The sequence below is a fragment of the Streptomyces sp. NPDC006743 genome (assembly GCF_040703815.1).
Classification (GTDB): Bacteria; Actinomycetota; Actinomycetes; order Streptomycetales; family Streptomycetaceae; genus Streptomyces.
In genome coordinates, this window is record NZ_JBEYJA010000004.1 from 307,034 (window position 1) to 329,298 (window position 22,265).

The window sequence follows — 22,265 nt, forward strand, 5'->3', positions numbered from 1 at the left end:
CACGACGGCCCGTCCGGTCCCCGCCCGACCCGCCGGCCGGGCCACGGCGGCCGCCCCTGACCCGCGGCCAGGCCCGCGCGGCGGCCCCGCTCACCGCCGCGCCGCGCGCCGTCGCGGAGGAGGCCGGGCACGGACCGGCCTGCGGACCGCCGCGCGCCGCGGCGGTCCGCCGGCGGACTGCTTCCAGCGCCGCGGCAGGAGGGCGGCAGGAGGACCCGCGCACCGTTCACGCGTCCCGCGCGTGCGCCTCCGCGTCCGTACGGGCCAGACTGCGTGCCCTGCGGGCCGGACCGCGCCACCCGCAGGTGCAGCGGGCCAGACAGAAGCGGCCCTGTTCGACGGTCGTCGTGCGATGTTCCCGCTGCCCGGGTTCGTCCTGCGCCACGGCGCCCACGCTACCCATCCCGGGTGAACGGCCGGTGGCGCCTTGCCACCGGGCGGCCCGGCGCGTGACGGGGTCCCCTACCCGTCGTTAACCGGACGACAGGGGCCCGGTACGGACGCGGCAGCTGGGGGTAGGCAGGCGATGACCAAGCGGCGGCAGACGGGCGGGGCGGCGGTGCTCGCGGTGGGGCTCCTGCTCTGCGCGGGCGCCACGGGGTGCTCCGCCAGGGGGGTGGCCGCCGAGGACGCGCGCGCCGCCGACGACCCGGTGCGCACCCTGCGGCAGGCCCCCGACGCCCTGCTGCGGGCCGGCACCTCCCAGACCCGCACGTCGATGGAGATGGCCGCCGGCGGGACCCGGGTGACCATCCGCGGCGAGGGCGCCTACGACTTCCGGGCGCAGCGCGGACAGCTGACCGTGATCCTGCCGCAGGACCCGGCCGGGAACTTCGGGCACCCGCCGATCGTGGAACTCCTCGCGCCGGGCGCGCTGTTCATGAAGAACCGGGGCGCGGGCGTACCCGCCGACAAGTGGGTGCGGGTGGAGACGGCGACGCTGTCCGACGGGAACCTGGTCACCGGCGGGGCCACCGACCCGTTCGCCGCCGCCGAGGTGCTGCGCGGGACACGGACGGCGACGTACGTGGGCCGTACGCAGGTGGCGGGCGTGGCGGTGCGGCACTACCGGGGCACCGCCGACCTCGCCGTGGCGGCCGGCGGGGCGTCGGCGGCCGGCGGGGGCGCGCTGCGGGCGGCGGCGAAAGGGTTCGCCACGCCCGCCGTCCCGTTCGACGCCTACCTCGACGACCAGGGCCGCATCCGCAAGCTCCGGCAGAGCTTCGCCTTCGTCAACGCCCGGCAGAAGGGCACGGTGGAGGTGTTCTCCACCACGCTGCTGTACGCCTTCGGGACGCCGGTGACCGTGACCCTCCCGCGCGCGCGGGACATCTACACGGGCCGGGTGGCCGAGAGGTGACCCGGTGGCACGGACGGAGCGGGGGCCCGAAATGACCGGGGAACTAGCCCTTCCGTGCCATGCGCGGGCCGTGGGCGGCTCCCTACTCTAGGTCTGTTGTCGCCGAAGCCGGTGACGCAGAGACGAGGTGATGCACGTGGCTCGGGTCGGCGGTACGGCGGTTCAGGACCACGTGGCCCTCGCCGAGATCGAACTGTGCGGCGAGCTGATCATCGCCGCCTCGGCCGCCCGGGAGCGGCTCAGCCTGGAGTACATCGACGAGGTGCTGAGGGTGACCGAGGAGCGACGGACCACCCCGAGCAGGTGATCCCCGTCACATCCCCGGCGCGCCGTCTCACGTGCGCAGCAGCCGCCCGATGGCCTTGGTGGCCTCCTCGACCTTCGCGTCGATCTCCGCGCCGCCCTTGACGGCGGCGTCGGCGACGCAGTGCCGCAGGTGCTCCTCCAGCAGTTGCAGGGCGAAGGACTGCAGCGCCTTGGTGGAGGCGGACACCTGGGTGAGTATGTCGATGCAGTACGTGTCCTCGTCGACCATGCGCTGCAGCCCGCGGATCTGCCCCTCGATGCGGCGCAGCCGCTTGAGGTGCTCGTCCTTCTGGTGGTGGTAGCCGTAGGTGGCGTGCCCGTCACCGGCGTTCCCGGGCGGTGCGGTGTCCTGCGCCCCGGCGCTCGTGGAGGGCGCCGTCGCGCCGGCCTCGGTGGTCGTCATCGCGTCCTCCCGCTCGGAACGGAAAACAAACGGAAACCCAGGAGACATACCCCTGCCGGGTATATCCTACCGAATTTCCCCGGGTACAAGGGCCCTTGGACCGCCCGGGACCGCCCCCGTGCCGACCACTGTTCCTGATGGGCGACACTGGGGGACGGCCCCTTAGCCGTGGCCGGATGATGCGCTTAGCATCACCCTGTCCGAAACCGATGCACCCCGAGGACCCCTTGTGCGCTTTCGTCTGACCCCCAGGGAGACGAGCTTCTACGACATGTTCGCCGCGTCCGCGGACAACATCGTCACGGGCTCGAAACTCCTGATGGAACTGCTCGGGGCGGACGCATCCGCCCGGGCCGAGATCGCAGAGCGTATGCGGGCCGCGGAACACGCAGGTGACGACGCCACGCATGCGATCTTCCATCAGCTGAACTCCTCGTTCATCACGCCCTTCGACCGCGAGGACATCTACTCCCTCGCGTCGTCCCTGGACGACATCATGGACTTCATGGAGGAGGCCGTCGACCTGGTCGTCCTCTACAACGTCGAGGAACTGCCCAAGGGCGTCGAGCAGCAGATCGAGGTCCTGGCGCGGGCCGCCGAGCTGACCGCCGAGGCCATGCCGCACCTGCGGACCATGGACAACCTCACCGAATACTGGATCGAGGTGAACCGCCTGGAGAACCAGGCGGACCAGATCCACCGCAAGCTGCTCGCCCACCTGTTCAACGGCAAGTACGACGCGATCGAGGTGCTGAAGCTCAAGCAGATCGTGGACGTACTGGAGGAGGCGGCCGACGCCTTCGAGCACGTGGCGAACACGGTGGAGACCATCGCGGTCAAGGAGTCCTGAGGCGTCCATGGACACCTTCGCTCTGGTTCTGACCATCCTGGTCGCGCTCGGCTTCGCCTACACCAACGGCTTCCACGACTCCGCCAACGCCATCGCCACCTCCGTCTCCACCCGCGCGCTCACCCCGCGCGCCGCGCTGGCGATGGCCGCGGTGATGAACCTCGCCGGCGCCTTCCTGGGCAGCGGCATCGCCAAGACGGTCAGCGAGGGACTGATCGACACCCCCACCGGCAGCAAGGGGATGGGGATCCTCTTCTCGGCGCTGCTGGGCGCCATCGTCTGGAACCTGGTCACCTGGTACTTCGGCCTGCCCTCGTCCTCCTCGCACGCCCTGTTCGGCGGGCTGGTCGGCGCGGCGCTCGCGGGCGGCACGACGGTGTACTGGTCCGGGGTGCTGGACAAGATCGTCACTCCGATGTTCCTGTCCCCGGTGGTCGGCCTGATCGTCGGCTACCTGGTCATGACGGCCATCATGTGGATCTTCCGCCGGACCAACCCGCACAAGGCCAAGCGCGGCTTCCGCATAGCGCAGACGGTCTCGGCGGCGGGCATGGCCCTGGGACACGGTCTGCAGGACGCGCAGAAGACCATGGGCGTCGTCGTCATGGCGCTGGTCATCGGCGGCGTCGAGACCTACGGCGACCCGATCCCGGTGTGGGTGAAGCTGGTCTCCGCGCTGATGCTGTCCCTGGGCACCTACGCGGGTGGCTGGCGCATCATGCGCACCCTGGGCCGCAAGATCATCGAGCTGGACCCGCCGCAGGGCTTTGCCGCCGAGGCGACCGGCGCCTCGATCATGTTCGGCACCGCCTTCCTCTTCAAGGCCCCCATCTCCACCACCCACGTGATCACCTCCGCGATCATGGGCGTGGGCGCGACCAAGCGGGTCAACGCGGTGCGCTGGGGCGTGGCCAAGAACATCGTCCTCGGCTGGTTCATCACCATGCCGGCCGCCGCGATCGTCTCGGCCGTCGCGTTCTGGCTGATCGACCTCGCGTTCCTGTAGGAACCCCGGCGTGCTCCGGCACGCACAGGGCCCGCCCCCGTGACCCGGGGGCGGGCCCTTCTGCGTCCTCGCGGTGGCACCGCCATGCAGCACCGCGAGGGGTCTTGAGGGATCAGCCGAAGCGGCCGGAGATGTAGTCCTCCGTGGCCTGCACCGACGGGTTGGAGAAGATCCGCTCGGTGTCGTCGATCTCGATCAGCCGGCCCGGCTGGCCCACGCCCGCCAGGTTGAAGAACGCCGTACGGTCCGAGACGCGCGCCGCCTGCTGCATGTTGTGCGTCACGATGACGATCGTGAAGCGTTCCTTCAGCTCGCCGATCAGGTCCTCGATGGCGAGGGTGGAGATCGGGTCCAGCGCGGAGCAGGGCTCGTCCATCAGCAGCACCTTCGGCTCCACCGCGATGGCGCGGGCGATGCACAGCCGCTGCTGCTGACCGCCGGACAGCCCCGCGCCCGGCTTGTTCAGGCGGTCCTTGACCTCGTTCCAGAGGTTGGCGCCCTTGAGCGACTTCTCGACGACGTCGTTCAGCTCGCTCTTCTTGTGGTTGCCGTTCAGCCGCAGGCCCGCCGCCACGTTGTCGAAGATCGACATGGTGGGGAAGGGGTTGGGCCGCTGGAAGACCATGCCCACCTCGCGGCGGACGGAGACCGGGTCGATCCCGGCGCCGTACAGGTCCTCGGTGTCCAGCATCACCTTGCCCTCGACCCGGCCGCCGGGGGTGACCTCGTGCATCCGGTTCAGGGTCCGCAGGAACGTCGACTTGCCGCAGCCGGAGGGGCCGATGAAGGCCGTCACTGAACGCGGCTCGACCGTCATCGAGATGTCCTCGATCGCCTTGTGGGAGCCGTAGTAGGCGGTGAGTCCGCTCACGTCGATTCGCTTGGCCATGACTACTTCTTCACTTCCGTCTCAGTCGGCTGAGGGGTCGCCCAGCGACCGGCCACGCGGCGGGAGCCGCAGTTTGCAACGAGGGGCCCGGTCAACGAGGGGCCTTCCAGCGGGCGATCCCGCGGGCCGCCAGGTTGAGGATCATCACCGCGGCGATCAGGGTGAGCGAGGCCGCCCACGCACGGTCGTAGGCCGCGCCGGAGCCCGCGCTGTTCGTGTACTGCTGGTAGATGTACAGCGGCAGCGAGGACTGCGCCCCCTCGAAGGGGTCGGTGTTGATGAACGGGTTGCCGAACACCAGCAGCAGCACGGGGGCGGTCTCACCGGCGATCCGGGCGACGGCCAGCACGACGCCGGTGGTGATGCCGCCGACCGCGGTCGGCAGGACCACCTTCAGGATCGTGCGCCACTTCGGCACCCCGAGGGCGAGCGACGCCTCCCGCAGCTCGTTCGGTACGAGCTTGAGCATCTCCTCGGTGGAGCGGACCACGACCGGCATCATCAGGATGGCCAGCGCCAGCGAGCCGGCGAAACCGAACGGCTGCATCTTGAAGATCAGCATCAGGCTGAGGATGAACAGGCCCGCGACGATCGAGGGGATGCCGGTCATCACGTCGACGAAGAAGGTCACCGCGCGGGCGAGGTTGCCGCGCCCGTACTCGACCAGGTAGATCGCGGTGAGCACACCGATCGGCGCGCCGATCACGGTGGCGAGACCGACCTGCTCCAGGCTGCCGACGATGGCGTGGTAGATGCCGCCGCCCGGCTCGGTGTCGGCGACGACCCCCATGGAGTGGGACAGGAAGTAGAAGTCCAGGACCTTCACACCGCGCCGCGCGGTCGTCCAGACCAGGGAGACCAGCGGCACCAGGGCGAGCAGGAAGGCGACCCAGACGAAGCTGGTCACCACCCGGTCCTTGGCCTGGCGGCGGCCCTCCACCCGGGCGGTGACGCCGTACGTGCCCAGCACGAAGAGGAGCGCGGCGATCAGACCCCACTGGACCCGGCTGTGCAGGCCGCAGGCCAGACCGATGACGACGGCGACGGCGATCGAGCCGGCCGCGACGGCCCACGGGGCCCACCGCGGCAGGCTGGCGCCGCGCAGGCTGCTGGAACGCTGGTCGGCGATGGCTGCGGTGCTCATGCGTTGGCCCCCGAGTACTCCTTGCGGCGGGCGATGATCAGCCGGGCCGCGCCGTTGACCAGCAGGGTGATGACGAACAGGACCAGGCCGGAGGCGATCAGCGCGTCACGGCCGAACTCGGTCGCCTCGCTGAACTTGCTGGCGATGTTCTGGGCGAAGGTGCCGCCGCCCGGGTCGAGCAGGCTGGCCTTGATGTCGAAGGTCGGCGAGAGCACGGTGGCGACGGCGATCGTCTCGCCGAGCGCGCGTCCGAGGCCGAGCATCGAGGCGGAGATCACCCCGGAGCGGCCGAAGGGCAGCACCGCCATGCGGATGACCTCCCAGCGGGTGGCACCCAGGGCGAGCGCGGCCTCCTCGTGCATCCGGGGGGCCTGCCGGAAGACCTCACGGCTGACGTTGGTCACGATCGGCAGGATCATGATGGCGAGCAGGATGCCCACGGTGAGCATCGAACGGGGGGCGCCGCCCTCCCAGGAGAAGATGCCGGTCCAGCCCAGGTAGTCGTTCAGCCAGCTGAACAGGCCGTCCAGGTTCGGCACGAGGACCAGGGCGCCCCACAGGCCGTAGACGATGGACGGCACGGCGGCGAGCAGGTCGATCACGTACGAGATGGGGCCGCTCAGCCTGCGCGGGGCGTAGTGCGTGAGGAAGAGCGCGATGGCGACCGCGACCGGGACCGCGACGACCATCGCGATCACCGAGGAGACCACCGTGCCGAAGGCCAGCACGGCGATGCCGAAGACCGGCGGCTGCACGCCGGTGTTCCACTCGAAGGCGGTCAGGAAGTTGCCGTGGTCCTTGCTGATGGCCAGGGACGCGCGGTAGGTGAGGAAGACCGCGATCGCGGCCATGATCGCGAGGAGCAGGATGCCCGATCCGCGGGAGAGTCCGAGGAAGATCCGGTCTCCGGGTCGGGTGGCGCCGCGGCCGGCACTTCTGTGCTCGGCCGGGACGGGCTGGGGGGGAAGGGGCGGGGCGTCTGCGTCTGTCTGCTGTGTGGATATGTCCATCGGGTTCTCCGGTCTGCGGAGCCCTGCGCGGTGGAGGGCTCGTGGCGGCGGTGCACCGGACGGTGCGGCCCGGTCCCGGGGCGGGGACCGGACCGCACGCGGGTCAGCTCAGGCCCTCGATGGTGGTGCGGACCTTGCTGATGATCGCGTCGGGGATAGGCGCGTAGTCCTTCTGGGTGAGGACGTTCTGGCCGTCCTCGCTGGCGATGTAGCGCAGGAACGCCTTGGTGGCCGGCAGGGTGTCGGCCTTGTTGCCCTTGTCGCAGACGATCTCGTAGGTGACCAGGACCATCGGGTAGGCGCCCTCGGCCTTGGTGTTGTAGTTCAGCTGCAGCGACAGGTCCTTGCCGGTGCCGACGACCTTGGCGTCCGCGATGGCCTTGCTGGCGTTCTCGACGCTGGCCTTGACCGGGGCGGAGGCGCCCGTGTCGATGGCGACGGTGTGCACGTCCTTGGCGAACGACAGCTCGAAGTAGCCGATCGCGCCGCTGGTCTGCTTGACCTGCTGGGCCACACCGGAGGACTGCGGAGCGGCCTGGCCGCCCTGCGCCTGCCAGGCCTTGCCGCCTGAGTACTTCCAGTCGGCGGGCGCGGCGGCCTTCAGGTACTTGGTGAAGTTGTCGGTGGTGCCGGACTCGTCCGAGCGGTGGAACGCCTGGATCTTCAGGCTGGGCAGCTTCGCCTTGGGGTTCAGCTTCTTGATCTCCGGGGCGTCCCAGGTCTTGACCTTGTTGTCGAAGATCTTGGCGAGGGTCGGGGCGTCCAGGACGAGGTCCTCCACGCCCGGGACGTTGTAGCCGACCGCGATCGGGCCGCCCACCATCGGCAGGTCGATGCCCTGACCGCCGGTGCAGACCTTCTTCGAGGCCTCGACCTCTTCGGGCTTCAGCGCGGAGTCGGAACCGGCGAAGGCGACCTGGCCCTGGCTGAACGCCGTGACACCGGCGCCGGAGCCGCCGCCCTTGTAGTTGATCTGCGTGCCGCAGGCCTGGCTGAACTGCTTGACCCAGGCGTCGATCGCGTTCTTCTGCGCGGAAGAGCCGTCCGCCAGCAGTTGGCCCTTGGCACCGTCACACTTGACGGAGCTGTTCGAGGCCGCCGTGCTGCTTCCCCCGCCGGCGTCGCCCTTGCCGCCGGTGTCGTCCGAACCGCACGCCGTGAGGGCCAGGGCGCCGGAGACGGCGAGGACGCCGAGAGCGAGTGCCCGCCGGTTCTTGCGCTGAAGCTTCACTTGAGGGAGTTCCTTCCAGGAGCCGCCGTCCTGATCGGCGGCGTGCGAAGAGTGACTGGCACCGACGCGCCGAGATACGCGTCAGCACCGGTAAGGCCGAAATTAGGCAGAACAGGTGAAGCCGCCGATGGCCGGAAGTGAACGAGGGGTGAACCCCTGCCGTCGGTGCGGTGAGATCACGGAATGCTCACGGGGAGAACACGCCGAGATCCCGGAATCCCGCGCTCCGCGGCACCGCCACGCGTCGGCACCCGTCCTCCGCCCGACCTCCGGCCACGCTCGGACCCGGTCACCGCCGGAGTCCCGGCCCGAGCGGCACGCGCGCCCCGCCCCCTTCACGCCCCGGACCACCGCCCGCGCCCGCCGTTCACCACCCGCGACCATCGCTCCTGTTCACCGCCGGCGTCGCGCAGACGGCGGGACCTCGGGGCGGCAGACCGGTGAGGGCGGCGCACCCCGGCGGCCCGCAGGGCGCAGGCGGCAGGGCGGCGGGCGCCTGAAGGCGTTCCGTCTTCCTGGCGGGAACCCCCCGGGCCCCGTCGTCGTCTCGGTCCAAGGGGGCGACAGGAGGCGCGGAAGATGGAACGGCGTGCGTTCATGGCGGGCGGCGCGGTCGCGGTCGCGGCCCTCGCCACGGCCTGCGGCGGCAACGGCGGCGGCAGTGGCAGTGGCGGCGGTCCCGGGACGGCGACGCGGACGCCCGGCACCGGCGGCACCGGACGGAGCACGGCGGCGCCCGCCACCGGCTCCCGGAGCGCCGCCCCCGCCGACTGGACCGCGCTCGCCCGCTCCCTCGACGGCACCCTGCTCCGCCCCGGCGACGCCCACTGGAGCACCGCCCGCCGGCTGTACAACACCCGCTTCGACGGCCTGCGGCCCGCCGCCGTCGCCTACGTGGCGCACGCCGACGACATCCGTACGGCCCTCTCCTACGCCCGCGCCCACCGCCTGCGCGTGGCCGTCCGCAACGGCGGCCACTCCTACGCCGGCTGGTCCTCCGGCGACGGCCGCCTGATCGTCGACGTGTCGGCTCTCGCCGCGGTCCGGGCGAGCGACACCTCCGCGGTGGTCGGCGCGGGCGCCAAACTCATCGACGTCTACCGCGCGCTCGCCGCGAAGGGCGTGACCATACCCGCGGGTTCCTGCCCGACCGTCGGCGTCTCCGGCCTGGTCCTCGGCGGCGGTCACGGCGTCGTCTCCCGCGCCTACGGCCTCACCTGCGACAGTCTGACCCAGGCCACCCTCGTCACCGCCGACGGCCGCCTGCTCACGGCGAACGCCACCGAGAACGCGGACCTGTTCTGGGCGCTGCGCGGCGCCGGCAACGGCAACTTCGGCGTCGTCACCGAGCTGCGCTTCCGCACCCGCCCCGCGCCCCAGGCGGTCTCGGCCTACCTGACCTGGCCGTGGGCGCGGGCGGCGGCGGTGGTGGCCGCCTGGCAGGAGTGGGGCCCGGACCAGCCCGACGAGATCTGGTCCTCCCTGCACCTGGAGAACTCCCCCGGCGGCACCCCCAGGGTCTCCGTGGCCGCCTTCTCCCTGGGCACCTACGGCGAGTTGCAGAACGCGGTGGACCGGCTGGCCGCACGGACCGGCGCCCGCGCGTCGAGTGTCTCCCTCAAACGCCACTCCTACGAAGGGGCGATGGAGGCCTACGCGGGCTGCTCGTCGTTCCCGGCGGAACCCCAGTGCCACCTGCCCGGTGCCACGCCGGGCCGCTCCCCGCAGGGCGCGCTCGGCCGCGAGACCTACGCGGCCCGCTCGGACTTCTTCGACCGCTCGCTCTCCCCGGACGGCGTCCAGACGCTGCTGGCCCAGCTGCGGGCGGTGCGCGGCGGCGCCGGCAGCATCGCGTTCACCGCGCTCGGCGGCGCCGTCAACCGGGTCTCCCCCACCGCGACCGCCTTCGTCCACCGCCGCTCACGCATGCTCGCCCAGTACATCGCCTCCTGGACCCCCGGCACGACGGGCACGGCGGCCCGGTCCTGGCTCGGCACGGCCCACGCCGCCCTGCGCCCGTACGCGTCCGGAGCGGCGTACCAGAACTACACGGACGCCACCCTGACGGACTGGCGCACGGCCTACTACGGCGACGCGGCCGGCCGCCTGGCGAAGGTGAAGCAGCAGTACGACCCGGAGCGGTTCTTCTCCTACCCCCAGGGCGTGTAGCCCACGGACACCCGCCGGCCGCTCTGTCCCCTGCCGGCGACCACCGGCGCCCGGACCTCGGCTCCGGGCCCTCCGACACCGGCGCCCGGCTTCCGGCTCCGGGCCTGCCCGCGGCCGCCGGCGCCCGGACTCCCGTCCCGGACCGGCGGTCCCGCGGCCGCGGCGCGCTCAGGCCGCCAGGTCGCGCTCCTCGGCCGAGGCCCGCTCCTCGCCCCGCGCGCCCGACAGCACCCGGCTCACCCCGGCGGCCCGCCGGTCACGGACCAGCCAGCCGCCCCAGCGTGTCCCCTCGACCGCCCGGAGCACGGGCGTGAGCAGCGCCGTCGCCACCGGCGACAGCAGCAGCGCGACCGCCGTGCCCAGCGCGAACCCGCCGACCACGTCGGTCGGGTAGTGCACCCCCATGTACACCCGGCTGAAGCCCTCCAGCAGCGCCAGCCCGATCCCCGCGAGCCCGAACCGCCGGTCGGCCACGAACAGCGCGGCCGCCACCGCCATGGTGAGCGTCGCATGGTCGCTCACGAAGGAGAAGTCGGTCTTCCCGGGCACCAGGACGTCCAGGCCCTGGTGGTCCAGGAAGGGCCTGCGCCGCTCCACGAACCCCCGGATCGGCACGTTCACCAGGACCGCGACGCCGGCCGCCAGCGGCGCCCAGACCAGCGCGGCCACGGACGAGGCGGCGTCCTCCCCGCCGCGCCGCCGCACGGACCACCAGCACCACACCACCAGCAGCACCATGGCGAGCAGCAGCCCGTACTCACCGACGAACTCCATGAGCCGGTCGAACCAGTGCGGCGCGTCCTTGGCCAGGCCGTTGATGTCGTAGAGCAGGTCGACGTCGGGGTTCGACCCGGATTCGGCGAGTCCAGCCATCGTGCTGCGGCCCCTTCGTCGTGTCGTTCCGGACGCACCCTGCGTGCGCCGCTCCTGCCACCCCCGTGGTCGTAGGTCCGCTTCCGCTGCCGGCACGCGTGCACGACGCGCGCTCCGTCCGACGTCCGCTTGGCTACGTCAACAGGAACGCACGGCCCCGTTTCATACGTTCCACACTCCACCGAAAGATCACGCAGACGTTACCGAAGAGAGACTCATCACCGCAGCTCAGGGGGCAGGTTCACGCTCAGTTCAGGCCCGGGCGGGGAGCGCTTTCGCGCCATCTTCGGTGACCCGGGTCGCGCCGAAGTAGTCCGACCCGTCGATCGGGTCGAACCGGATCACGGCCCCGGTGTACGGCGCGTCGATCATGTAGCCGCCGCCGACGTAGATGCCCACGTGGTGGATGGCCCGCGAATCGTTGGGGTCGTGCGAGAAGAACACCAGGTCGCCCGGGAGCAGTTCGTCCCGCTGCGGGTGCGGCCCGGCGTTGTACTGGTCGTTGGCGACGCGCGGCAGGGTGATCCCCACACTGCGGTACGCGGCCTGCGTCAGGCCCGAGCAGTCGAACCGCCCGCCCTGCTCAGCGGTGCCCTCGCCACCCCACAGATAGGGCGTGCCGAGCTTGCTCTGCGCGTAGGAGATGGCCCCGGCCGCCTGCTTGGACGGATCGAGCCGGGTGACGGGCGCGGCGAAGCTCTGCGCCAGCGTCGTGATCGTCTTCACGTAGTTCTGCGTCTCGGCGTACGGCGGTACGCCCCCGTACCTGATCACGGCGTCCGCGCCCGCGTTGTAGGCGGCGAGCATGTTGTGCGTGGCGTCACCGGGCACGCTGCGGACGTACTCGGCGAGTTCGCAGTCGTAGGACGCGGCCGACGGGATCGCGTCGTTCGGGTCCCAGACGTCCCGCTTGCCGTCGCCGTTGCCGTCGACGCCGTGGGTGGCCCAGGTGCCCGGGATGAACTGCGCTATCCCCTCGGCCGCCGCCGCGCTCCGCGCGTTCGGGTTGAAGCCGCTCTCCTGGTACAACTGGGCGGCCAGCAGCGCCGGGTCGATCGCCGGGCAGAGGTTGCCCCACTTCTGCACGAGCGTGCTGTAGGCGGCCGGCACGGCGCCCTTGGCGAGCCCGACGGCGCCCCTGCCGACGCCGCCCGCCAGGTTCCCGGCGACCAGGTACACGCCGACGACGAGCAGCAGCACGAAGGCGAGCCCGGAACCGATGGCGGCGATCCCCACGACCCATGCCCTGCGCACCGTCAACCACCCCTCGCCGCCCGGCAGTCCACCTCGGACAGTTTAGGGTCGCACCCCGCGCCTCCGGGGTGATCACACGCGCCGGAATCAGGCCGAAAACAGACCACGGACCATCCTTCTCGGACCGCGGCCTCCCCGTCGGACCACCGCTCTTCGCGGCCGCGGCCCCCGCCCGCTACCTGGGCCGCCCCAGCGGCCACGGGCCGCGGCGCGCCCTTCACGGCTCCGCGGCGGCGTCCTTGTACAACTCGGCAGCCTCGGCCCGGAAGGCGACGCTGTACGACGTGTCCGGCGTGGATCCGCCCATCTCGTGGCCGCCGAGCACCCCGACGACCTCCCGGTCCCCGTTGATCCACGGGCTGCCGCTGGTGCCGCTGGTGAACTCCGGGCAGTCGATGCGCTGCTGGGTACGGCTGTGCGGGCTGGGTCTGTTGGTGCAGCTGATGGGCTGTTCCCGGGAGTCGGGGTACCCGGTGACCGTCACGGCGGTCGCCCCGGTCGCCGCCCCCGCCACGAAGCGGTTGCCGCCGACGACGTCCTCGATGTCCTTCCCGTCGCCGCCGTCCGTGCCGTCCCGCGGGACGACCACGGCGAAGGCCAGGTCGCTGTCCTCGTCCTCGCTCCTGGACCATCCGTCGGGCAGGAAGCGCTTCTTGACCGTCCACGTCCCGTACGGGGCCTTGCCGTCCCGGTACCCCGGCACGAAGACGACGTCCGTGTCGTCGGCCAGGCAGTGGGCCGCGGTGAGGATGAGATTGCGCCGGGCGCTGTGCACCACCGACGCGGAGCAGAAGTGATTGCCGCTGAGCCGGTCCGCCTTGTCGGCGCCGAACAGCGCGCCGACCCGCGCGCTCAGCGGGGTCACGGAGGCGACAGCGGTCACCCCCAGTGGTCCGGGGCCGTCGTCGGCGGCCGCCACGGAGGCAGAGGTCACGGCGATCAGCATCAGGCCGACGAACAACGCCTGGTGCCGGGCGCGGGCACGCGGGCGTCCGTGACGTGCGGGGCTCGGGGTACCTGGGATGCGCATCATCAAGGCCACTGTGTCCCAAGAAGGTGAGAAAGGGATCCCGACTTCACTGAGATTTTCCTGTGAAACCCCCGTTCACCGCACACTGTGCCCCGCATCGCCCGGCTTATCCCCTCGCCGGTCCATCGCCCGCCCCTCCGCGCACGCGCGCGTCCGCGGAGGAGGAATCCCCGCGCGGCGTGAGACCATCGAACCGGCCAGTCACCCGACTGGCCGTCAGGAACCGTACCGGGGCCGAAAAGTGACAACGACGGAACCGCACCACAGGTTCCGGTCCGACCTCATTGCCCGGCGTGACCTGCTGTGATACACAGAGTAACCAAACGTACGAAACCCGCCAGCCAATGGCGCCAAGTCGACATCCGCGGGCGGCATTGTCAGGGACAATGAGGCCTGACCTCCGCGTGCCCGCGGGGGTCGTGGAACTACCCACCAGGGGCGGTGACTTACATGCTCTTTGCGGCCGACAAGGGAGACATCAACACCATCATCGGCGGGATCGCTCCGGACTGGGGCCCCTTCGGCAGCCTGGGCAACGAGGCGAAGGTGATGATCGAGGTCGTGATGGCGGTGGCCATCCTGCTCTGCCTCGGCATCGCCGTGTGGGGCGCGGCCAAGCAGCGGATCGGCGCGACCGCCCTGCGCGACACCTTCAGCGCGGAACAGGGCAAGGGCCTGATCATCGCCGGCCTCACCGGAGTCTTCATCATCGGCTCCCTCGGCACGCTGTTCACCATCGTGTACGGCATGGCGGTGTAGACCGTGCGACCCATGTGACCGGCGCACCCCCGCGCACACCGCGCACGGTGCCCCCTCCCCGCCGCCGGCCCGCCCCCACAGGCGCGGCCGGTGCCCCCGCTGCCCCCACCCGTCCACCGTGCCCACCGGCCGAGGTTGCGTTTCCCTGATGTCGAGTCACCACACCGCGCCCACGCGGGAACCAGCACGGCTACCGTCGTACTTCCACGCGTTCCGCCACGAGACCGAGGTCAACGTCGAGGGGGCGTACCGGGCATGAGTCTGGGAGACGAGCACGGACACGGCGACCCGGCGCGCTCCGGCACCGACGCGTACGGCGGCGGGCAGACCCGCACCCGGCTCCCCGACCCCTACGGCGGCGCCCGGCGCGGCGGCCGCTCGTCCTCACGGGGCCTGGTCACGGTGGTCGCCGTGGTCGTCCTCCTGATCGCCGCCATCGCCTTCGCCAACCGCGGCGGCGGCGGTTCCTCCGCCGCGGACTCCCCCGGCAAGAGCGGCGGAGCGAAGGCGGCGGCCACCGCCCCGACCGGCAAACAGCCCGTGACCACCAGAACCGCGGGCCTCCCCTCCGGCTTCGCCCACGACCAACAGGGGGCACAGAGCGCGGCGGCGAACTACTCGGTGGCCCTCGGCTCCGCGGAGATGTTCACCACCGAGACCCGGCACCGGATCGTGAACACGGTCTACGCCCCCGACGCCGCGGCCCGCCGCCAGGCCGACCTGGACGAGGCATACACGAACGCGAAGTTCCTCAGCAGCATCGGCCTCGACAAGAACGGCGCCGCGCCCGCCGGCCAGACCTTCGTCTCCCGGGTCGTCCCGGTGGGCACCAAGATCACCTCGTTGAGCGGCGACAGAGCGAGTGTCGAGGTCTGGTACACCTCGCTCTTCGGCCTGTCCGGACAGGCGTCGACCAATCCCGTGAGCGAGAGCTGGTACACCACCACCTACCAGCTCACCTGGGTCGACAACGACTGGAAGATCACCGACTTCCAGCAGAAGGACGGCCCCGTCCCGGTCGGGCGCGACCAGCGGGCCTCCACCGCCGACGACATGACCAAGGCCGTCGAGGAGTACGGAGGCTTCACGTATGCGCGCTAACCACCGCTTCCTGAAGGTGGCGGCGGCCGTCACCGCCGTACAGACCGGCCTGGTGCTGCTGGCCACGAACGTCTTCGCCGCTCCGCCGTCACCCGGCGCACCCGCGTCGCCGTCGACATCTCCCTCATCGGGCAACACCGTCTGCGGCCTGATCAGCGCCGGACCTGCCAGGGAACACTGCGAGCAGGGCAACGGTTCATCGAAGTCCAATGGGATCTCCACCGACCCCACCTCCACCCTCGACCCCCTCTCCTCCCTCGCCAAGGGCTGTGCCGACGCCGCCTCCTGGACCGTCAAGCAGCTCAGCAAGGCGGTGCAGGAGACCGCCACGGTCGACTTCACCAACCAGAAGTTCCTCCAGCAGTACGCCATCGTCTTCGCCGCCTCGGCGATCCTCACCCTCCTGCTGTGGCTGCTGGCGGTCGCCAAGCGGGCCGTGCGCGGCGTGCCGCTGTCCACCGCGCTCTCGGAGGCCGTCGGCTTCCTCTGGCTGACGGTGCTCGCCTCCGCCTTCACCCCGCTGATCCTCTACACGGTCGTCTCCGCGACCGACAGCGTCAGCGACGTCCTCGCCAAGGCCACCGGCGACCAGACCGGCACGTTCTTCGGGACGTTCGCCGGCGCGCTGGACAAGGGCACGGACATCGGCGGCGGCCCGATCATGCTGATCCTGGTGTCGCTCGTCTCGATCCTCGCCGCCGGCGTGCTCTACCTGGAGCTCTTCCTCCGGGCGATCCTGCTCTACGTCGGAGCCCTGCTCGGCGTCGTCGTCTACTCCGGGCTGGTCGACAAGAACCTGTGGGGCCACGTCCGCCGCTGGGCGGGCATCATGATCTCCGTGATCCTGGTCAAGCCGGTGATCGTGATCGTGCTCGGCCTCGCCAGCGCGCTCTCCTCGGACGACGGCCCCGACGCGCTCGCCGCCGTCGTCTCCGGCCTCGCCATCATCCTGCTCGCGATCTTCGCCAGCGCCATGATCTACCGCTTCGTGCCCGGCTTCGGCGACGAGATCGCCGCCGGCCGCAACAACCGCATCATGCAGGGCGCCGAGGGCAAGGCCGCGGCCGTCATCAGCTCCCCGGCGACCCTGGTCGCCCAGGGCATCAAGACCCACAGCACCCGGGCCGACAGCAACGGCGGGGCAGGCGGCGGCACCTCCGCCCCCCGCCCCGCCAACCCCGCCTCCGGCGGCGTCGCCGCGCACAGCGCGCGCGCCGCGGACAGCGGCGGATCCGTCCCCTCCGCCGCCCCCGCTCCCCGGGCACCCAGCCCGGTGAACACCCCCCACGCCAGCAGCACCCGCAACAGCAGTACCAACCGCACGGGAGGTGAAGGGCGTTGACGACCGAGTCCCACGTGTCCCCCACGGTCACGCCCCGCCGTACATATCTCATCGGCCGGGCCCGGCCGAACGCCATCGTCGGCCGCAACCGCGAGACCGGCGAGATCGCGCTGATCATCGCCGGCGCCGCCATCGGCATGATGTGCGGCCTCCTCGTCCCCGTGCTGTCCCTGCGCATCGTCCTGCTGGCCGGCTTCCCGCTGCTGGCCCTGGCCGCCGTCTACGTGCCCTACCGGCACCGGACGTTCTACAAGTGGTTCGAGATCAACCGCAGCTTCAAGCGCACCGTCAAGCGCGGCGCCGTCTACCGTTCCGGCGTCATGGAGGCCGGCACCCGCGCCGACGGCCGCGAGATCGAGATCGGCCCGCCGCCCGGCATCGGCCGGATCACCTGGCTGGCCGCGCCGTTCGGGCCGGACGAGATCGCCGTCCTGCTGCACGCCGACCGCAAGACCGTCACCGCCGCCATCGAGATCGAGGGACCCGGCGTCGGCCTGCGCGACTCCGAGGACCAGGAGGCCCTGGTCGACCGGTTCGGCACCCTGCTCAAACACGTGGCCAACGGCGACGGCTTCGTCACCCGCCTGCAGATGCTCGCCCGCACGCTGCCCGCGGACCCCGACGCCCACGCCAAGGACGTCGCCCAGCGCGGGGACACCCGCGCACCGCAGTGGCTCCAGCAGTCCTACGACCAGCTCCAGTCCATGGTGTCCACCAGCAGCGAGCAGCACCGCGCCTACCTCGTCGCCTGCATGCACTTCACCCGCGAACTGGCCGCCGAGGCGCACGCGATGGCCCGCGCCGCCCGCCCCCGGTCCGGCCGCAAGCTCGACCGGGACGCCGGGCTCGCCGTCGTCATGGCCCGCGAGCTGACCGACATCTGCTCCCGACTCCAGGAGGCCGACATCCGCGTACGGCAGCCGCTCGGCCAGGGCCGGCTCGCCTCGCTGATCCACTCCATGTACGACCCGGACCACCCGATCGACCACATCCAGGCGATGACCCAGCGCAACGCCTGGCCGGCCGAGCTGGACGCCATGGAGCCGACGTTCCTCCAGGCCAAGACCCGCGAGTCCGCCACCCGCGAACCGTGGTGCCACGCCACCGCCTGGGTCAAGGAGTGGCCGATGACCCCGGTCGGCGTCAACTTCCTGGCCCCGCTCCTCGTCCACACCCCGGACGTCATCCGCACCGTCGCCGTCACCATGGACCTCGAACCCACCGAGGTCGCCATCGAACGCATGCTGACCGAGAAGACCAACGACGTCGCCGAGGCCAGCCGCGCCGCCAAGATGAACCGCACCGTGGACCCCCGCGACGTCCAGGCCCACCACCGCCTCGACCAGCGTGGCGAGGACCTCGCCAGCGGCGCCGCCGGCGTCAACCTCGTCGGCTACATCACCGTCTCCTCCCGCACCCCCGAGGCCCTGGCCCGCGACAAGCGCACCATCCGCGCCTCGGCCGGAAAGTCGTACCTGAAACTGGAGTGGTGCGACCGCGAGCACCACCGCGCCTTCGTGAACACGCTCCCGTTCGCCACCGGAATCCGACGGTAGGGGCTGATGCTCTGATGCGGGACCCGCTGACCGCACTCACGGACGCCTTCACGTCCTTCCTGTTCGGGAAGGTCGAGACGACCCGGCTCCCGGTGCGCACCTCCACGGGCCAGGCCCAGGCGGTCTACCTGCCCACGGCCGCGCCCGGCCTCGGCGACTCGGGCGTCATCATCGGCCGCGAGGTGTACTCCGGGAAGGGCTACATCTACGACCCCTTCCAGCTGTACGGCCAGCAGCTCCCCGCCCCGCACTGGCTGGTCCTCGGCGAGTCGGGCAACGGCAAGTCGGCCCTGGAGAAGACGTACGTCCTGCGCCAGCTCCGCTTCCGCGACCGCCAGGTCGTCGTCCTGGACGCCCAGGGCGAGGACGGCGTCGGCGAATGGAACCTGATCGCCGAGGAGCTGGGGATAACTCCCATCCGCCTCGACCCGACGGCCGCCCTCAACCACGGCATCCGCCTCAACCCCCTGGACCCGTCGATCACGACGACCGGCCAGCTCGCCCTGTTGCGCACCATCATCGAGGTCGCCATGGGCCACGGCCTGGACGAGCGCTCCGGCTTCGCGCTCAAGGTCGCGCACGCCTACGTCAACGAGACGATCGTCCAGCGCCAGCCGGTCCTGTCCGACATCGTCGAACAGCTGCGCCACCCCGAGCCGGAGTCGGCCGAGGCGATGAACGTCGCCATAGACGACGTCCGCGCCTGGGGCCTGGACGTCGCCCTGGTCCTGGACCGCCTGGTCGACGGCGACCTGCGCGGCATGTTCGACGGGCCGACGACCGTGGGCATCGACCTGGACGCTCCCCTGATCGTCTTCGACCTGTCCCACATCGACCGCAACTCCATCGCCATGCCCATCCTCATGGCGATCGTCGGCGTGTGGCTGGAGCACACCTGGATCCGCCCCGACCGCAAGAAGCGCATCTTCCTGGTCGAAGAGGCCTGGCACATCATCAACAGCCCGTTCGTCGCACAGCTGTTCCAGCGCCTGCTGAAGTTCGGGCGCCGGCTCGGCCTCTCCTTCGTCGCCGTCGTGCACCACCTGTCGGACGTGGTCGACGGCGCGGCGGCGAAGGAGGCCGCCGCGATCCTGAAGATGGCCTCCACCAGGACGATCTACGCCCAGAAGGCCGACGAAGCGAGGGCGACGGGACGTGTCCTCGGCCTGCCCCGGTGGGCGGTGGAGATCATCCCCACCCTCACCCCGGGCATCGCCGTGTGGGACGTCAACGGCAACGTCCAGGTCGTCAAACACCTCATCACCGAGACCGAACGCCCCCTGGTCTTCACCGACCGCGCGATGACCGAGTCCTCCCACGACCACCTCGCCACCGACGACGCCCTGCGCGCCGCCGAACTCGAGGCCGAACAGCGGGCGGCCGCCTTCGCCGAACAGCACGTCCCGGACCTGGGCGGTTCCTCCGAGTCGACGGTGGCCTAGGGGAGGCGGGCACGGTGCGACCCGACGACCGCGACCGGGGAAGGGCCCGGGGGCAGGGCGGCATCCCGGACGGCCTGCTGATCGGCCTGCTCGCCTTCCTCCTCGGCATGACCGTGCTGGTGTGGACGGCGACCGGTCTGGCCGGTCTGTTCGCGCACGGTTCCTGGCCGTCCGGCGTCACCTTCACCCGTACGCCCGTGGCGATGCGTCATCTCATCACCGAACCGCACGACATGCCGGGCGCCTGGCCCGGCACCGAGCCGGCCGGCCTCTCCGGTTACGGGCTGTTCTGGGGCCTGTTCATCGGCCAGCTGATGGTGCTGTTCGTACTGACCGTGTTCGTCATGGGGACGACGGCGAGGTGGCGCGCGGGCCGGGCCAGGCGGCGGGAGGCGGCCGCGGCGGCCCGCGCCGCGCACCCGCAGGCCGCACCCGCAGCGCCCCACCACGACGTGCCCGTCTCTCCCCAGCTCCCCGCCGCCCCCGGGACCCCGGCCGGGTCGGCAGTCCCCATGCCCCAGGAAGTACCGGGCTCTCACGAGGTACCCGGCCAGCGCACGCCCTCCGGGACGGCGTGGCAGCAGCCCGCCGCCACGCCACCGTCCCAGGCACCGCAGCACGTGCCCGAGGCGGACTCCCCGGCCGCCCTGGCGGCCCCCCCAGGTCCCGTCACGGCCCTGGCGGGCCCCCAGGAGCCGCTGCCGGGCGCGGGCAGCCCACGGCCCACGCTCGTCGTCGCCCCGAGGGAGAGCCGCCGCACGACCGCCGCCCAGGCGGTCCTCGACGCCGCCGGTCCCGTGCTCGTCGTCACCTCCGAGCCCGCCCTCTGGCAGGACACCAAGGACGCCCGGTCGAAGCTGGGCCCCGTCCACCTCTACGATCCCGGGCACCTGTGCGACACACCGGCCCGGCTGCACTGGTCCCCCGTCGCGGGCTGCGCGGACAAGGACACGGCGGTGGCACGAGCCGCCGCCCTGCTCGCTCCCGTCCGCCCCGCCGCCAAGATCGACCAGGCGGTGAACGACACCGCGCAGACGCTCCTGCGCAGCTACCTGCACGCCGCGGCGATCGACGGCCGCACGATCCGGCACGTCCACCGCTGGTCGCAGGGCACCCAGCTCCAGGAGGCCGTACGGACCCTGCGGACCAACCCCAAGGCGGCGCCGGGCTCCGCGGGCGAACTGGAGGCCGCGCTCACCGCGCACCCCGAACGCCGGGACATCGCACAGGAACTGACGGCCCGCGCGCTGGCCTCCCTCTTCACGGTGAACATCCGGGAGGCCTGCACTCCTCACCGAAATGATGCGGTCGCCTTGGATTCCTTCGTGGATGAAGGGGGAACGCTTTACGTGGTCGGGGAATCCATCGAGGATCCCCGCACCCACCCGGGCGCTATGCCCCTCCTGACGGCACTCGCCGCAAGCGTGGTCGAGCGCGGCCGGCGCATGGCCGAACGGTCATCCTCCGGTCGGCTCGACCCACCACTCACCCTCGTCCTCGAGGACGTGGCGGCCGTGGCCCCGCTGCCCCAGCTCCCCGAGCTGCTGGCCGGGGGAGCGGACCGGGGCCTGCCGACGCTGGCGCTGCTCCGGTCCCGGGAACAGGCCCGCGCCCGCTGGCCGCACGACGACCTCCCGGCCTGACCGTCGCCGTCACGGGCGTGCGAGGACATACTCCAGTTCGTCCGACCCGGGGGCGGAGGCCAGGGGCACGGTCCGGCCGCTCGGCAGGAAGCCGACCCGGCGGTAGAAACGCTGAGCCCGGCCGTTGTCCTCGTGGACGATGAGCCGCACCCGCTCCGCGCCGGCCTCCCAAGCCCATCGCAGGGCCTCGTCGAACAGCACCTCCGTCAGCCCGCACCCCCGGTGCTCGGGTCGCACGTACACGCCGACGACATGCCCCTGCCGCTGCTCGATGGGGAATCCGGCCCAGTCGGTCGTACCGGCTTCCTCCATGAGCAGGGTGACGGTCCCGACCCACTCCCCGTCCGGGCCCTCGGCGATGAACTGCCGTACTTCGGTGGACCCTTCGGCGGCCCCGGCGGCCCGGTCCTGCCAGAAGGAGTCGGGCCGGGCGGCGGCGTCCGCATACGTCTCGAGGAAGGCCAGGTGGGCGACCGGGTCCTGGAGGGCCTCCAGCCGCAACGCCTTCACGGCCGGCCACTCGTCGGCGCGTATGGCGCGGACCAGGTACTTCTCGTCGTGCTTCGCGACGCTGTCGGGGCTGCTCATGAGGGCTACGGTAATGCAGACAAAAGAAAAGGCCCACACCATTTCGGTGTGGGCCTTTTCTGAATGATTGTTCGGCGGTGTCCTACTCTCCCACAGGGTCCCCCCTGCAGTACCATCGGCGCTGTAAGGCTTAGCTTCCGGGTTCGGAATGTAACCGGGCGTTTCCCTCACGCTATGACCACCGAAACACTATGAAACTGTCAACCGCACCACGCCGTGACCAGGCATGGGGTTGTTCGTGGTTTCAGAACCAACACAGTGGACGCGAGCAACTGAGGACAAGCCCTCGGCCTATTAGTACCGGTCACC

General features: G+C 71.4%; 21 protein-coding genes and 1 rRNA gene. 11 read left to right on the plus strand and 11 right to left on the minus strand.

Annotation, left to right across the window (positions count from 1 at the left end; all coding sequences use genetic code 11):
* Nucleotides 1-226: 226 nt before the first annotated feature.
* On the minus strand, nt 227-385 hold the full coding sequence (locus tag ABZ719_RS06050) for a hypothetical protein (protein ID WP_199811612.1): 159 nt from the start codon (nt 383-385) through the stop codon (nt 227-229).
* Nucleotides 386-526: 141 nt separating this feature from the next.
* Between ABZ719_RS06050 and ABZ719_RS06055 the strand changes: the two genes are divergently transcribed.
* Together ABZ719_RS06055 and ABZ719_RS06060 are read left to right on the plus strand one after the other, a co-directional pair.
* Nucleotides 527-1,360, plus strand: a complete 834-nt coding sequence (locus ABZ719_RS06055) for a hypothetical protein (protein ID WP_366723998.1) — start codon at nt 527-529, stop codon at nt 1,358-1,360.
* Between the two features lie 136 nt (nt 1,361-1,496).
* On the plus strand, nt 1,497-1,667 hold the full coding sequence (locus tag ABZ719_RS06060) for a hypothetical protein (protein ID WP_366724033.1): 171 nt from the start codon (nt 1,497-1,499) through the stop codon (nt 1,665-1,667).
* A 27-nt stretch (nt 1,668-1,694) separates the two neighbouring features.
* On the opposite strand, the gene ABZ719_RS06065 is transcribed toward ABZ719_RS06060, so the two are convergent.
* Complete coding sequence (locus tag ABZ719_RS06065; RefSeq protein WP_366723999.1) at nt 1,695-2,069, minus strand: metal-sensitive transcriptional regulator; 375 nt, start codon at nt 2,067-2,069, stop codon at nt 1,695-1,697.
* 229 nt (nt 2,070-2,298) lie between these two features.
* On the opposite strand from ABZ719_RS06065, the gene ABZ719_RS06070 reads away from it, so the two are divergent.
* The gene (locus tag ABZ719_RS06070) at nt 2,299-2,919 is read left to right on the plus strand and encodes a DUF47 family protein (protein WP_026252685.1); all 621 of its coding nucleotides are present in this window, start codon (nt 2,299-2,301) and stop codon (nt 2,917-2,919) included.
* 7 nt (nt 2,920-2,926) lie between these two features.
* On the plus strand, nt 2,927-3,925 hold the full coding sequence (locus ABZ719_RS06075) for an inorganic phosphate transporter (RefSeq protein WP_037857212.1): 999 nt from the start codon (nt 2,927-2,929) through the stop codon (nt 3,923-3,925).
* 112 nt (nt 3,926-4,037) lie between these two features.
* On the opposite strand, the gene pstB is transcribed toward ABZ719_RS06075, so the two are convergent.
* The 4 genes from pstB to pstS form a co-directional block, all read right to left on the minus strand.
* A complete protein-coding gene (gene pstB / locus ABZ719_RS06080) occupies nt 4,038-4,814 on the minus strand; it encodes a phosphate ABC transporter ATP-binding protein PstB (RefSeq protein WP_366724000.1) in 777 nt (258 codons plus the stop codon).
* A gap of 91 nt (nt 4,815-4,905) precedes the next feature.
* Complete coding sequence (pstA, locus tag ABZ719_RS06085) at nt 4,906-5,958, minus strand: phosphate ABC transporter permease PstA (RefSeq protein ID WP_366724001.1); 1,053 nt, start codon at nt 5,956-5,958, stop codon at nt 4,906-4,908.
* Nucleotides 5,955-6,968, minus strand: coding sequence for a phosphate ABC transporter permease subunit PstC (gene pstC, locus ABZ719_RS06090; RefSeq protein WP_366724002.1), 1,014 nt, complete (start codon nt 6,966-6,968; stop codon nt 5,955-5,957). The genes pstA and pstC overlap by 4 nt, the downstream gene beginning before the upstream one ends.
* Nucleotides 6,969-7,071: 103 nt before the next feature.
* The gene (pstS, locus tag ABZ719_RS06095; RefSeq protein WP_366724003.1) at nt 7,072-8,199 is read right to left on the minus strand and encodes a phosphate ABC transporter substrate-binding protein PstS; all 1,128 of its coding nucleotides are present in this window, start codon (nt 8,197-8,199) and stop codon (nt 7,072-7,074) included.
* A 579-nt stretch (nt 8,200-8,778) separates the two neighbouring features.
* Here pstS and ABZ719_RS06100 point away from each other — a divergent pair.
* Nucleotides 8,779-10,368 carry an FAD-dependent oxidoreductase gene (locus tag ABZ719_RS06100; protein ID WP_366724004.1) on the plus strand — a complete coding sequence of 530 codons (1,590 nt, stop codon included), beginning with the start codon at nt 8,779-8,781 and terminating at the stop codon, nt 10,366-10,368.
* Nucleotides 10,369-10,536: 168 nt separating this feature from the next.
* Here ABZ719_RS06100 and ABZ719_RS06105 read toward each other — a convergent pair whose 3' ends face one another.
* The 3 genes from ABZ719_RS06105 to ABZ719_RS06115 all read right to left on the minus strand — a co-directional run bounded on the left by ABZ719_RS06105 (nt 10,537) and on the right by ABZ719_RS06115 (nt 13,441).
* Nucleotides 10,537-11,241, minus strand: coding sequence for a phosphatase PAP2 family protein (locus ABZ719_RS06105; protein WP_366724005.1), 705 nt, complete (start codon nt 11,239-11,241; stop codon nt 10,537-10,539).
* A gap of 252 nt (nt 11,242-11,493) precedes the next feature.
* Entirely contained in the window at nt 11,494-12,501 is a 1,008-nt protein-coding gene (locus tag ABZ719_RS06110; RefSeq protein ID WP_366724006.1) for a bifunctional lytic transglycosylase/C40 family peptidase, read from the minus strand.
* A 211-nt stretch (nt 12,502-12,712) separates the two neighbouring features.
* Nucleotides 12,713-13,441, minus strand: coding sequence for a trypsin-like peptidase domain-containing protein (locus ABZ719_RS06115; RefSeq protein WP_366724032.1), 729 nt, complete (start codon nt 13,439-13,441; stop codon nt 12,713-12,715).
* Nucleotides 13,442-13,975: 534 nt separating this feature from the next.
* On the opposite strand from ABZ719_RS06115, the gene ABZ719_RS06120 reads away from it, so the two are divergent.
* From ABZ719_RS06120 to ABZ719_RS06145, 6 genes are all read left to right on the plus strand, one after another.
* Nucleotides 13,976-14,284, plus strand: a complete 309-nt coding sequence (locus ABZ719_RS06120) for a hypothetical protein (RefSeq protein ID WP_014673544.1) — start codon at nt 13,976-13,978, stop codon at nt 14,282-14,284.
* A gap of 255 nt (nt 14,285-14,539) precedes the next feature.
* On the plus strand, nt 14,540-15,385 hold the full coding sequence (locus ABZ719_RS06125) for a hypothetical protein (RefSeq protein WP_366724007.1): 846 nt from the start codon (nt 14,540-14,542) through the stop codon (nt 15,383-15,385).
* Nucleotides 15,375-16,727: a hypothetical protein gene (locus ABZ719_RS06130; RefSeq protein WP_366724008.1), complete on the plus strand. Its 1,353-nt coding sequence runs from the start codon at nt 15,375-15,377 to the stop codon at nt 16,725-16,727. The genes ABZ719_RS06125 and ABZ719_RS06130 overlap by 11 nt, the downstream gene beginning before the upstream one ends.
* The gene (locus ABZ719_RS06135; RefSeq protein WP_366724009.1) at nt 16,724-18,283 is read left to right on the plus strand and encodes an SCO6880 family protein; all 1,560 of its coding nucleotides are present in this window, start codon (nt 16,724-16,726) and stop codon (nt 18,281-18,283) included. The genes ABZ719_RS06130 and ABZ719_RS06135 overlap by 4 nt, the downstream gene beginning before the upstream one ends.
* Before the next feature lie 14 nt (nt 18,284-18,297).
* Entirely contained in the window at nt 18,298-19,725 is a 1,428-nt protein-coding gene (locus tag ABZ719_RS06140; RefSeq protein ID WP_366724010.1) for an ATP-binding protein, read from the plus strand.
* A 14-nt stretch (nt 19,726-19,739) separates the two neighbouring features.
* The gene (locus ABZ719_RS06145) at nt 19,740-21,368 is read left to right on the plus strand and encodes a type VI secretion protein (protein WP_366724011.1); all 1,629 of its coding nucleotides are present in this window, start codon (nt 19,740-19,742) and stop codon (nt 21,366-21,368) included.
* A 9-nt stretch (nt 21,369-21,377) separates the two neighbouring features.
* On the opposite strand, the gene ABZ719_RS06150 is transcribed toward ABZ719_RS06145, so the two are convergent.
* Both ABZ719_RS06150 and rrf read right to left on the minus strand, forming a co-directional pair.
* Nucleotides 21,378-21,956: a GNAT family N-acetyltransferase gene (locus ABZ719_RS06150; protein WP_366724012.1), complete on the minus strand. Its 579-nt coding sequence runs from the start codon at nt 21,954-21,956 to the stop codon at nt 21,378-21,380.
* Nucleotides 21,957-22,025: 69 nt separating this feature from the next.
* Nucleotides 22,026-22,142, minus strand: a 5S ribosomal RNA gene (rrf, locus tag ABZ719_RS06155).
* Between the last annotated feature and the right edge of the window lie 123 nt (nt 22,143-22,265).

Excerpts from the sequence above, each read along its gene's own strand:
- ABZ719_RS06055 (WP_366723998.1), top strand. The coding sequence starts at position 527 with ATGACCAAGCGGCGGCAGACGGGCGGGGCGGCGGTGCTCGCGGTGGGG.
- ABZ719_RS06065 (WP_366723999.1), bottom strand. The coding sequence starts at position 2,069 with ATGACGACCACCGAGGCCGGCGCGACGGCGCCCTCCACGAGCGCCGGG.
- ABZ719_RS06075 (WP_037857212.1), top strand. The coding sequence starts at position 2,927 with ATGGACACCTTCGCTCTGGTTCTGACCATCCTGGTCGCGCTCGGCTTC.
- pstB (WP_366724000.1), bottom strand. The coding sequence starts at position 4,814 with ATGGCCAAGCGAATCGACGTGAGCGGACTCACCGCCTACTACGGCTCC.
- pstA (WP_366724001.1), bottom strand. The coding sequence starts at position 5,958 with ATGAGCACCGCAGCCATCGCCGACCAGCGTTCCAGCAGCCTGCGCGGC.
- pstC (WP_366724002.1), bottom strand. The coding sequence starts at position 6,968 with ATGGACATATCCACACAGCAGACAGACGCAGACGCCCCGCCCCTTCCC.
- ABZ719_RS06100 (WP_366724004.1), top strand. The coding sequence starts at position 8,779 with ATGGAACGGCGTGCGTTCATGGCGGGCGGCGCGGTCGCGGTCGCGGCC.
- ABZ719_RS06105 (WP_366724005.1), bottom strand. The coding sequence starts at position 11,241 with ATGGCTGGACTCGCCGAATCCGGGTCGAACCCCGACGTCGACCTGCTC.
- ABZ719_RS06115 (WP_366724032.1), bottom strand. The coding sequence starts at position 13,441 with ATGCTGATCGCCGTGACCTCTGCCTCCGTGGCGGCCGCCGACGACGGC.
- ABZ719_RS06120 (WP_014673544.1), top strand. The coding sequence starts at position 13,976 with ATGCTCTTTGCGGCCGACAAGGGAGACATCAACACCATCATCGGCGGG.
- ABZ719_RS06125 (WP_366724007.1), top strand. The coding sequence starts at position 14,540 with ATGAGTCTGGGAGACGAGCACGGACACGGCGACCCGGCGCGCTCCGGC.
- ABZ719_RS06130 (WP_366724008.1), top strand. The coding sequence starts at position 15,375 with ATGCGCGCTAACCACCGCTTCCTGAAGGTGGCGGCGGCCGTCACCGCC.
- ABZ719_RS06140 (WP_366724010.1), top strand. The coding sequence starts at position 18,298 with ATGCGGGACCCGCTGACCGCACTCACGGACGCCTTCACGTCCTTCCTG.
- ABZ719_RS06150 (WP_366724012.1), bottom strand. The coding sequence starts at position 21,956 with ATGAGCAGCCCCGACAGCGTCGCGAAGCACGACGAGAAGTACCTGGTC.